The sequence below is a fragment of the Pseudonocardia sp. genome, from assembly GCF_025465255.1.
In the GTDB taxonomy this organism is placed as follows: Bacteria; Actinomycetota; Actinomycetes; order Mycobacteriales; family Pseudonocardiaceae; genus Pseudonocardia.
Window position 1 is genome coordinate 1 of sequence record NZ_JAODNI010000180.1, and the last position, 10,023, is coordinate 10,023.

A 10,023-nucleotide genomic window follows, 5' to 3' on the forward strand; every position below is an offset into this window, starting at 1 on the left:
GAGCAGCCGAGGCGATCGCCCGTCAGCGACACAACACCGACTCGTGAGCCACGGCTCCCCGCCGAAAGAGCTTCCTGTGGGTCGGGTGCCTCACTCACGATGCCGGAGCACCGGCGCTCCGCCGTCCTCCTGGCCCATCAGCCGGCTCAGCTGCGTCAGGCCGTCGACCGCCGCGTCGTGGGGCCAGCAGGCCGATCAGTCCCTGCACGTCGTCTGTCCAGACCGCAACTTTGAGTAGTAGACGTTAGAAGCGGTCGCCGTTGGAGATCGTCAAAGTTCATAGCGAGCACCGCCCCAAGTAGGCAGTGCTCGCCGTTCTCGAACAGTTGAGCAAACCCGGAGCCGGCTGCGGCCGGTGAGCCTTCCACCTGCATGGACCTCGACGCGCTACGGACGAGGGTGTGTGAGCAGGCCGCTCTGGGCATTGAGGTATTCGAGGTCGGCAACCGCCGTGGAATGACTTCGTGCCACATTCATGCCACGAAACCAGGCAAATCGGCACTGCCGCGATGTCACCCACAGCGATCACTGCAGGTCATGCATGGTGCCCCCGGCAGGATTCGAACCTGCGCCACCGCCTCCGGAGGGCGGTGCTCTATCCCCTGAGCTACGGGGGCCGTGCAGGAATGAGACTACAACACCCGCGCACCCGACTTCCCGGGGGCCCGGGTGATCAGCCGGGCGGCAGGGGAGCGGCTCCGCGCTGGGCCAGGAGCTGCTCCATGTACTGCGCCTCGGACGTCTGCGAGCTGAGCATCTGGGACGCCAGGTTGCGCACGTCCGGCACCGTCGCGTGGTCCGCGGCGTACCGCAGCATCGAGGCGCCGCCCTGGTGGTGGCGCAGCATGAGCTGCAGGAACAGCACGTCGAGCTGCTGGTCGGAGGCCGCCCGCAGGTTCCGGAGGTCCTCCTCGGACGCCATCCCGGGCATCCGGGTGACGCCGGACGAGCTCATGCCGCCCATGCCGGGGTGACCGGAGGAGGAGTCCGTCATCCACGTCATGTAGTGCCCGCCGACGGGGTACGGCGCGGCGCCCCAGAGCGCCAGCCAGCCCTGCATGCGGCCGATCTGCTGGCCCTGCGTGGACTCCATGTCGAACGCGAGCTGGTGCAGGGCCGGGTCCGTGGTGTGGTCCCGCTCCCAGGACGCCATCTGCACGGCCTGGTTGTGGTGCACCGACATGTCCTGGGCGAAGCCGACGTCCACGGAGTCCGCGGCCGGCACGGCGTCCGACGACGAGCCGGGCAGGCCGATCAGCAGGCCGCCGGCGGCGCCGAGCAGCAGCAGGGCCACCGCGGCGACGGCCACGACGAAGGGGCGGACCCAGCGCGGCTCCCGGCCGCCGTCGCCCCCGGACCCGCCGGGACCCGGCGGCTCCTCGGGGGGCGACGCTGTTCGTTCCTGTGACGGGGAGGTGCTCACCCCACCCATCATGACCCTGCGGTGCCGGTCGGGTCGGGCTGCACGCCGGTGGTCTGGCTGGTCTCGGGGAGGATCGTGGTGCCGTTGATCTCGGACTGCGCGGGCGTCGGGACGAACGGCGGCGGGTTGTCCTGGTCGAACCGGCCCGGGCCGAGGGAGTCGCAGCTGGCGCCGACCTCGGGGTAGGTGAACCGGTTGAGCCGCAGCGCGGTGATGAACTGGTCCACCCGCGGGTCGTTCGCGTCGCCCAGCTTGAGCTGGTGCCCCCAGGCTTGCAGCGCGATCGGCTGGTCGAGACCCGGGTACGGGGACAGGACGGTGTACGGCTGGTTCTGGACCTTCGCCTTCAGCGTGTCCAGCGCGGCCCCGCTGACCTGGTCGGGGTTGTACGCGAGCCAGACCGCGCCGTGCTCGAGGGAGTGCACGAGGTTCTCCTGGCGCACCGCCCTCGGGTAGACGACGCCGTTGCAGGCGGCCCAGAAGCCGTCGTGCTTGCCGCCGAACGGCGGGGAGTGCGTGTAGGCGACCCGCACGTCCGGGGTGACGTGGTCACCGGCGGTGTAGGAGAGCGTCTGCACGCCCGGGATCTGCGCCGACGGGTCCTTGTTCGCGTCCGTCGGCGTGAAGGGGGCGAGCGCCTCGGTGGCGGCACTCTTCTCGTCGTTCTTGTAGAAGGCGTAGCCGAAGATGCCCCCGGCGAACAGCAGGACCACCAGGATCCCGGCGATCAGACCCCACGGCGTGGAGCGCTTGGCGACGACCGCGTTGCGGGCGTTCCTGGCTGACTTGCTGTTCTTACCGCTGACCATCGACCGTCCACGTCTCCCGGGAAGGCGACCGTCACTGAGGCCAGAAGGATCTCGGGCATGTGGCCGCGGGAACGAGTCTAGGAGGGCCGCCTGAGAGGGGTGTGAGCGGAGCACGGAGAGCGCCGGTGGAGCGGTCCGCGTCACCTCCTAGAATCGGGGGGTGACTCCCGACGTCCTCGCCGAACTCGTCCGCGCCGCCGCTCTAGACGTGCTGCGCGAGCGAGGCCTGGACGAGGCGGCGCTCCCGCCGGACGTCGGCGTCGAGCGTCCCCGCAACCCCGAGCACGGGGACTACGCCACGAACGTCGCGCTGCGCACCGCCAAGAAGGCCGGGGTGCCACCGCGGGAGCTCGCCGGCTGGCTCGCCGAGGCCCTCGCGAGCACGGACGGCATCGAGTCCGCCGAGATCGCCGGCCCCGGCTTCCTGAACCTGCGGCTTGCCGCGGACGCGCAGGGCGCCCTGGTCGGGGACGTCCTGGCGGGCGGCCGGTCCTACGGCACCGGGAGCGAGCTGGGCGGGCGCAACGTCAACCTCGAGTTCGTCTCGGCCAACCCCACCGGTCCGCTGCACCTGGGCGGCACCCGCTGGGCCGCCGTGGGCGACGCGCTCGGCCGGGTGCTCTCGGCGCGCGGCGCGAAGGTCACCCGCGAGTACTACTTCAACGACGCCGGCGGCCAGATCGACCGGTTCGTCGCCTCCCTGGTCGCGGCGGCCAAGGGTGAGCCCGCGCCGGAGAACGGGTACGGCGGCGCGTACATCACCGAGATCGCCGCCGAGGTCACGGCGGCCGAGCCCGGCGTCCTGGAGCTCCCGGACGCCGAACGGGACGACGTGTTCCGCCGGGTCGGCGTCAACCTCATGTTCTCAGAGATCAAGCAGTCCCTGCACGCCTTCGGCACGGACTTCGACGTGTGGTTCCACGAGCAGTCCCTGCACGACTCCGGCGCCGTCGAGACGGCCGTGCAGCAGCTCAAGGACACCGGCGCCCTGTACGAGAAGGACGGCGCCTGGTGGCTGCGGTCCACGGACTTCGGGGACGACAAGGACCGCGTCGTCATCAAGAGCGACGGCCGGCCCGCCTACATCGCCGGGGACATCGCCTACCTGCGGGACAAGCGCGCCCGCGGCTTCGACCTGTGCCTCTACATGCTCGGCGCGGACCACCACGGCTACGTCGCCCGGCTCAAGGCCGCCGCGGCCGCGTTCGGGGACGACCCGGCCGTCGTCGAGGTGCTCATCGGGCAGCTGGTGAACCTGGTCAAGAACGGCGAGCCGGTCCGGATGAGCAAGCGCGCCGGCAACGTCGTCACGATGGACGACCTCGTCGAGGCGGTCGGCGTGGACGCCGCGCGGTACTCCCTGATCCGCTCGTCCGTGGACTCCTCGCTGGACATCGACCTGGACCTGCTGATCAAGCGCAGCAACGACAACCCGGTCTTCTACGTGCAGTACGCGCACGCCCGGCTGTCCTCGCTGGGGCGCAACGCCGCGGACCTCGGCCTGACGCCCGGCACCGAGTACGGCCTGCTCGCCCACCCGCGCGAGGGGGACCTGATCCGGACCCTCGGCGAGTTCCCGGAGGTCGTCCGCTCGGCCGCGGAGCTGCGCGAGCCGCACCGGGTCGCGCGCTACCTCGAGTCCCTGGCCAGCGCGTACCACAAGTTCTACGACGCATGCCGCGTCCTGCCGATGGGCGACGAGGAGATCTCCGAGCTGCACCGGGCCCGTCTCGCGCTCTGCGAGGCCGCCCGCGTGGTGCTGGGCAACGGCCTCGCGCTGCTCGGTGTGAGCGCGCCGGAACGGATGTAGCACTCACCATGAGAGCCCATCCCGCAGGCCCGATGCACAACACGCTGCAGGCCGCGCCGGAGACCGCGGGACCGCGCCCCCGCAGTGCCGCCGAGCTGGACCACCTGGCGCCGGCCGTGTGGCCGCGCAACGCCGTCCGCGGCGAGGACGGCGTCCTGCACGTCGCGGGCGTGGACGTCCGGGACCTCGCCGAGCGGTACGGCACGCCGCTGTTCGTGGTGGACGAGGACGACTTCCGCTCCCGCGCGGCCGAGTTCGCCGCCGCGTTCGGCGCCGACTCGGTCCACTACGCCGCCAAGGCGTTCCTGAGCACCGAGATCGCGCGCTGGGTCGCCCAGGAGGGCCTGTCCCTGGACGTGTGCAGCGGCGGCGAGCTCGCCGTCGCGCTGCGGGCGGACTTCCCGGCCGGCCGGATCGCGCTGCACGGGAACAACAAGTCCACGGGCGAGCTGGTCGCGGCCGTCGAGCACGGCGTCGGTCGGGTGGTGCTGGACTCGTTCCACGAGATCGCCCGGCTGGACGCGGTGGCCCGCGAGCGCGGCGTCGTGCAGCCGGTGATGATCCGGGTGACGGTCGGCGTCGAGGCGCACACGCACGAGTTCATCGCCACCGCGCACGAGGACCAGAAGTTCGGGTTCTCCATCGCCGGTGGCGAGACGTCGGACGCGGCCGAGGCCGCCCGGCGCGTGCTGAAGTCCACGAGCCTGAAGCTCGTCGGCCTGCACAGCCACATCGGCAGCCAGATCTTCGACACCGAGGGGTTCCAGGTCGCGGCGCACCGCGTCGTCGCCCTCCTCGCGCAGCTGCACCGCGAGCACGGATCGGACGCGCTGGGGGACCTGACCACGCTGGACCTCGGCGGCGGCATCGGCATCGCCTACACCCCGGACGACACCCCGCTGTCCGTCCCGGCGCTGGCCGAGGAGCTGCGCGGGATCGTCAAGCGGGAGTGCCACGCCGCCGAGCTGGACGTCCCGGAGATCGCCGTCGAGCCCGGCCGGGCCATCGCGGGGCCGGGCACGATCACGCTCTACGAGGTCGGCACGCTCAAGGACGTCCCGCTCGGGGGCATCTCCCGGCGGTACGTGAGCGTCGACGGCGGCATGAGCGACAACATCCGCACCGCGCTCTACGACGCGCTCTACGACTGCCGGCTGGTGTCGCGCTCGTCCGCACAGGACTCGGCGCCGGGCGAGGAGACCGCCGCGCTGTCCCGCGTCGTCGGCAAGCACTGCGAGTCCGGGGACATCGTCGTGCGGGACTGCTGGCTGCCGGGGGACATCTCCCCGGGGGACCTGCTCGCCGTCGCCGCGACCGGTGCGTACTGCTACTCCATGGCCAGCTCCTACAACCGGCTCCCGCGGCCCGCCGTCGTCGCGGTGAAGGACGGGCAGGCCCGGGTGCTGCTGCGCCGGGAGACGATCGAGGACCAGTTCCGGCTCGAGGTCGCCGACGAGGGGGCCGGGGAGTGAACCGTCCCACCCACGGGTGTGCGACGGTGTCCGGACCAGGGATGATCTGCGGCCGGACCGGGTCGGAAGACGTGAAGAGGGGCAAGTGGTGACGAGAGGTGAGGGCGCGCCCGTCCGGGTGGCGCTGCTGGGCTGTGGCACGGTCGGCGGCGAGGTCGTCCGGCTGCTGCAGGACCAGGCGGGTGAACTCGCGGCGCGCGTCGGCGCACCGGTCGAGCTGGTGGGGGTCGCGGTGCGACGCCCGCACCGGCACCCGGACCTCACCCAGCGGTACCCGGACCTGGTGACGACGGACGCGACCGCGCTCGTCGCGCGGGACGACGTGGACGTCGTCGTCGAGGTCATCGGCGGCATCGAGCCGGCCCGGACGCTGCTGCTGCAGGCCATCAAGTCCGGCAAGTCGGTCGTCACCGCGAACAAGGCGCTGCTCGCCGAGGACGGCGCGACGCTGGCCGAGGCCGCGGACGCCGCGGGCGTCGACCTCTACTACGAGGCCTCCGTCGCCGGCGCGATCCCGCTGCTGCGCCCGCTGCGCGAGTCCCTCGCCGGGGACGCGATCACCCGGGTCGCCGGGATCGTCAACGGCACCACCAACTTCATCCTCTCCGCGATGGCGTCGTCCGGCGCGGGCTACGCGGACGCGCTCGAGGAGGCCACCCGCCTCGGCTACGCGGAGGCGGACCCCACCGCGGACGTCGACGGCTACGACGCCGCCTCCAAGGCCGCGATCCTCGCCACGCTGGCCTTCCACACCCGGGTGACCGCCGCGGACGTCCACTGCGAGGGCATCCGCCGGGTCAGCGCCGCGGACATCGCGGCCGCCGCGGGCCTGGGCTGCGCCATCAAGCTGCTGGCGATCTGCGAGCGCGTCCCCGCGGCCGGCCTGCGCCCGGAGTCCGTCTCCGCGCGCGTCTACCCGGCCATGATCCCGCTGAGCCATCCGCTCGCGAGCGTCGACGGCGCGTTCAACGCCGTGTTCGTGGAGGCCGAAGCCGCAGGTCAGCTCATGTTCTACGGCCAGGGCGCCGGTGGCGCGCCCACCGCCAGCGCGATCCTCGGGGACCTCGTCGCGGTGGCACGCAACCGGGTCGGCGGCGGCCGCGGACCCCGCGAGAGCGCCTACGCGAGCCTGCCGGTGCGCCCCATGGGGGACGTCCCGACGCGCTACCACGTGAGCCTGGAGGTCGCGGACCGCACGGGCGTGCTCTCCGCGATCGCCGGGGAGTTCTCCCGGCGCGGGGTCAGCATCGCGGCCGTCCGCCAGACGGGCGGGCAGGACGGGTTCTCGCCGGTCACCGGCGAGGAGATCACGACCCCGGCGGGGGAAGAGGAGTCCGCGCGGCTGGTCGTCGTCACGCACGGGGCGGAGGACTCGGCGCTGGCCGCGACGGTCGAGGCGATCGCGAAGCTGGACGTCGTGCGGGCGGTGGAGAGCGTGCTGCGCGTCGAAGGACTCGGCCGCACGGTCAGCGCCCTCGGCGTGGCCGGATGAGGAACGACGGGAAGAACTTCTGATGAGTGAGCTCGCAGCGCCCCAGCTCAGGCGGGTCCCGGCCCGCTGGCCGGGCGTGATCGAGGCCTACCGGGACCGGATGCCCGTCGAGCCGGGGTGGACGATCGTCAGCCTCGGCGAGGGCGGGACGCCGCTGCTCCCGGCCCCGCGGCTCTCCGAACGCACCGGCTGCGAGGTCTACCTCAAGGTCGACGGCGCCAACCCCACCGGTTCCTTCAAGGACCGCGGCATGACGATGGCGGTCACGGCGGCGCTCGCCGAGGGCAAGCAGAGCGTGCTGTGCGCGTCGACGGGCAACACGTCCGCCTCGGCCGCCGCCTACGCCGCGCGCGCGGGCATGACCAGCGCCGTCCTCGTCCCGCAGGGCAAGATCGCGCTCGGCAAGCTCGCCCAGGCCGTCGCGCACGGGGCCCGGATCCTGCAGATCGACGGCAACTTCGACGACTGCCTCGAACTCGCCCGCAAGACCACCGCGGACTACCCGGCGATCGCCCTGGTCAACTCGGTGAACCCGACCCGCATCGCGGGCCAGGCCAGCGCCGCCTACGAGATCTGCGACGCCCTGGGCCGCGCCCCGGACGTCCACTGCCTCCCGGTGGGCAACGCGGGCAACATCACCGCGTACTGGAAGGGCTACCGCTCCTACCACTCCGACGGGCTCATCCCCGAGCTCCCGCGGATGTTCGGGTTCCAGGCCGCCGGCGCCGCGCCCCTGGTGCACGGTGCCCCGGTGAAGAACCCGGAGACGATCGCGACGGCAATCCGGATCGGCGCGCCGGCGTCCTGGGCGGGCGCGACGACGGCCAGGGAGGAGTCCGACGGCCTGTTCGCGGCCGTGACGGACGACGAGATCCTCGCCGCCTACCGCCTGCTCTCCACGCAGGAGGCGGTGTTCGTCGAGCCCGCCTCCGCGGCGAGCGTCGCCGGGCTGCTGCAGTCCCACGCGAACGGGTCGCTCCCGCGTGGCTCGCTGGTGGTGTGCACCGTCACGGGGCACGGGCTCAAGGACCCGGACACCGCGCTGCAGGCCGCGCCGGACCCCGTGGTCGTCCCGATCGACCCCTTGGCCGTCGCCGCGGCCCTGGACCTCGCCTGATGGGCAGGCCCACCGAGGTCCGCGTCCGGGTGCCCGCATCGTCGGCCAACCTCGGGCCGGGCTTCGACTCGCTCGGCCTGGCGCTCGGGCTGTACGACGAGATCGAGGTCACGGCGCTTCCGTCGGACGGGGTGCACGTCGAGGTCACCGGCGAGGGCGCCGGGCAGGTCCCGTGCGACGGGTCGCACCTCGTGGTGCAGGCCATGCGGACGGCGTGGGCCGCCTTCGGGGACGCCCCCGCAGGCCTGCGCCTGCGCTGCCACAACGCCATCCCGCACTCGCGCGGGCTCGGTAGTTCGGCGGCTGCGGCCGTCGCGGGCGCGGTGGCCGCCGCCGTCCTCGCCGGGCGGGAACCGGACCTGGAACGGGAGACGTTACTGCAGGTCACGGCGGGTATGGAGGGTCATGCGGACAACGCCGCGGCCAGCCTGCTGGGCGGTTTCGTGGTGGCCTGGGAGGAGCACCGGCCGTCGTCGGGGGGATGCGGGAATATCCCCGCCCGTTTCCACGCTGTACGACTCGACGTGCACGACGGGATTCGACCGGTCGCGCTCGTCGCAGGGGTCGAGTCCTCCACCAAGACGACCCGTGGTCTGCTCCCGGAATCCGTGCCGCTCGTCGACGCGGCCTTCACGGGCAGCCGGACCGCGCTGTCCGTCCTGGCGTTCACCCAGCGGCCCGAGCTGCTGATGGCGGCGACGGAGGACCGGCTGCACCAGGGCTATCGTCGCCCCGCCTACCCGGAGTCCGCCGATCTCGTCGATTCGCTCCGTGCGCACGGCATCCCGGCCACCATCTCCGGCGCGGGCCCGACAGTGTTGGCCCTCACCGCGGACGGAAAGCTTCCGACGGCGCTCGACCTGCACGGATTCTCGGTCATGCCCCTGCCCGTCGACACGTCGGGCGCGCTGGTCGAGATCGGCTGAGACCACTTCGGTCCCACCATCGGTGCAGGTCCACGACGCGCCGCAGGAGGGGTGTTGTTGCCGCCGGACCCGGGAGCGTCTACTCTCGGCGTCGCACGGCGAACCACGCGTCATCCGCGTGGCCTCTCGAGCCGGAATCTCGCCCTCACAGTTCTGCAACGAGCTGCGGACGGATCCTGGTTTCGGACCGAGCGGCCTCTTCCCCGCGACCCGTCGCATTGGTCGCCGCCCCTGCACATCGCCGACTGGCGGTCTCGCGTGGACCGTTCCGTCGTCGGTCGTCGTCCGGCAGAGGAGTCCGGACGAGACGTGTGAATCCGCTGGTCCGAGCACGAGCTACGGGCCGGTCAGGAAGGATCTTCGTGAGCGAGACCAATCTCGTCAGCACCCAGACCGCCGCACCGGCGGAGGACGGCCCTGCGCCCAAGCGGCGTGGTGGGCTGTCCGGCATGGTCCTCGCGGACCTGCGCCAACTTGCGGGCGAGCTGAACATCCCCGACATCGCCGGGATGCGGAAGGGCGACCTGATCTCTGCGATCAAGGAGCATCAGGGAGGCGGCACCGCGCCCGCCCGTGGCCGCAAGGCCGCGACGGACCAGCTGCCGCTGGACGCGCCCGCCGAGAAGCCCGCCCCCGCCCAGACGCCGGCTGCCGCCGACGCCGAAACCCCGCCTGCCGCCGAGCAGGCCCCTGCCGAGAAGCCGGCGCGCCGTCGTCGCGCGGCGAGCCGTCCGGCCGGTGCGCCGGCCACGGTGAACGGCACCGAAACCCCCGCCACGACGCCCGAGCCGGCCGCTCCCACGAGCACCGCTCCGGCCGCGACGTCGTCCGACAACAGCGCGCCCGTCGAGTCCCCGCAGGTCGGGGGCACGTCGAACGGCGCCCCCGCGGAGTCCGGGGGCCCCGCCGCGCCCGCCGAGACCGCCGCGCCCGCCGAGACCGCCGCGCCCGCCGAGAACGAGGGCAGCCGTCGC

The 10,023-nt window shown here is 72.7% G+C and carries 8 protein-coding genes and 1 tRNA gene; 6 read left to right on the top strand and 3 right to left on the bottom strand.

Going from position 1 to position 10,023, the window contains the following annotated elements:
* Positions 1-542 precede the first annotated feature (542 nt).
* The 3 genes from JWP64_RS21695 to JWP64_RS21705 form a co-directional block, all read right to left on the bottom strand.
* Positions 543-617, bottom strand: a tRNA-Arg gene (locus tag JWP64_RS21695).
* 56 nt (positions 618-673) lie between these two features.
* Positions 674-1,423, bottom strand: a complete 750-nt coding sequence (locus JWP64_RS21700) for a DUF305 domain-containing protein (protein ID WP_297500043.1) — start codon at positions 1,421-1,423, stop codon at positions 674-676.
* A gap of 8 nt (positions 1,424-1,431) precedes the next feature.
* Positions 1,432-2,232 carry a DUF3105 domain-containing protein gene (locus JWP64_RS21705; RefSeq protein ID WP_297500046.1) on the bottom strand — a complete coding sequence of 267 codons (801 nt, stop codon included), beginning with the start codon at positions 2,230-2,232 and terminating at the stop codon, positions 1,432-1,434.
* Positions 2,233-2,392: 160 nt separating this feature from the next.
* On the opposite strand from JWP64_RS21705, the gene argS reads away from it, so the two are divergent.
* The 6 genes from argS to JWP64_RS21735 form a co-directional block, all read left to right on the top strand.
* Complete coding sequence (gene argS, locus JWP64_RS21710; RefSeq protein WP_297500050.1) at positions 2,393-4,042, top strand: arginine--tRNA ligase; 1,650 nt, start codon at positions 2,393-2,395, stop codon at positions 4,040-4,042.
* Between the two features lie 8 nt (positions 4,043-4,050).
* On the top strand, positions 4,051-5,514 hold the full coding sequence (gene lysA / locus JWP64_RS21715) for a diaminopimelate decarboxylase (protein WP_297500053.1): 1,464 nt from the start codon (positions 4,051-4,053) through the stop codon (positions 5,512-5,514).
* An 85-nt stretch (positions 5,515-5,599) separates the two neighbouring features.
* The gene (locus JWP64_RS21720; protein WP_297500056.1) at positions 5,600-7,006 is read left to right on the top strand and encodes a homoserine dehydrogenase; all 1,407 of its coding nucleotides are present in this window, start codon (positions 5,600-5,602) and stop codon (positions 7,004-7,006) included.
* Between the two features lie 22 nt (positions 7,007-7,028).
* Positions 7,029-8,123, top strand: coding sequence for a threonine synthase (gene thrC, locus JWP64_RS21725; RefSeq protein ID WP_297500059.1), 1,095 nt, complete (start codon positions 7,029-7,031; stop codon positions 8,121-8,123).
* Positions 8,123-9,049: a homoserine kinase gene (thrB, locus tag JWP64_RS21730; protein ID WP_297500061.1), complete on the top strand. Its 927-nt coding sequence runs from the start codon at positions 8,123-8,125 to the stop codon at positions 9,047-9,049. The genes thrC and thrB overlap by 1 nt, the downstream gene beginning before the upstream one ends.
* Positions 9,050-9,411: 362 nt before the next feature.
* The coding region (locus JWP64_RS21735) for a Rho termination factor N-terminal domain-containing protein (protein WP_297500064.1) at positions 9,412-10,023 on the top strand (612 nt) is incomplete at its 3' end.

What these genes read in the sequence shown, in the direction of transcription:
- JWP64_RS21705 (WP_297500046.1), bottom strand. Translation starts at nt 2,232, where the DNA reads ATGGTCAGCGGTAAGAACAGCAAGTCAGCCAGGAACGCCCGCAACGCG.
- thrC (WP_297500059.1), top strand. Translation starts at nt 7,029, where the DNA reads ATGAGTGAGCTCGCAGCGCCCCAGCTCAGGCGGGTCCCGGCCCGCTGG.
- lysA (WP_297500053.1), top strand. Translation starts at nt 4,051, where the DNA reads ATGAGAGCCCATCCCGCAGGCCCGATGCACAACACGCTGCAGGCCGCG.
- thrB (WP_297500061.1), top strand. Translation starts at nt 8,123, where the DNA reads ATGGGCAGGCCCACCGAGGTCCGCGTCCGGGTGCCCGCATCGTCGGCC.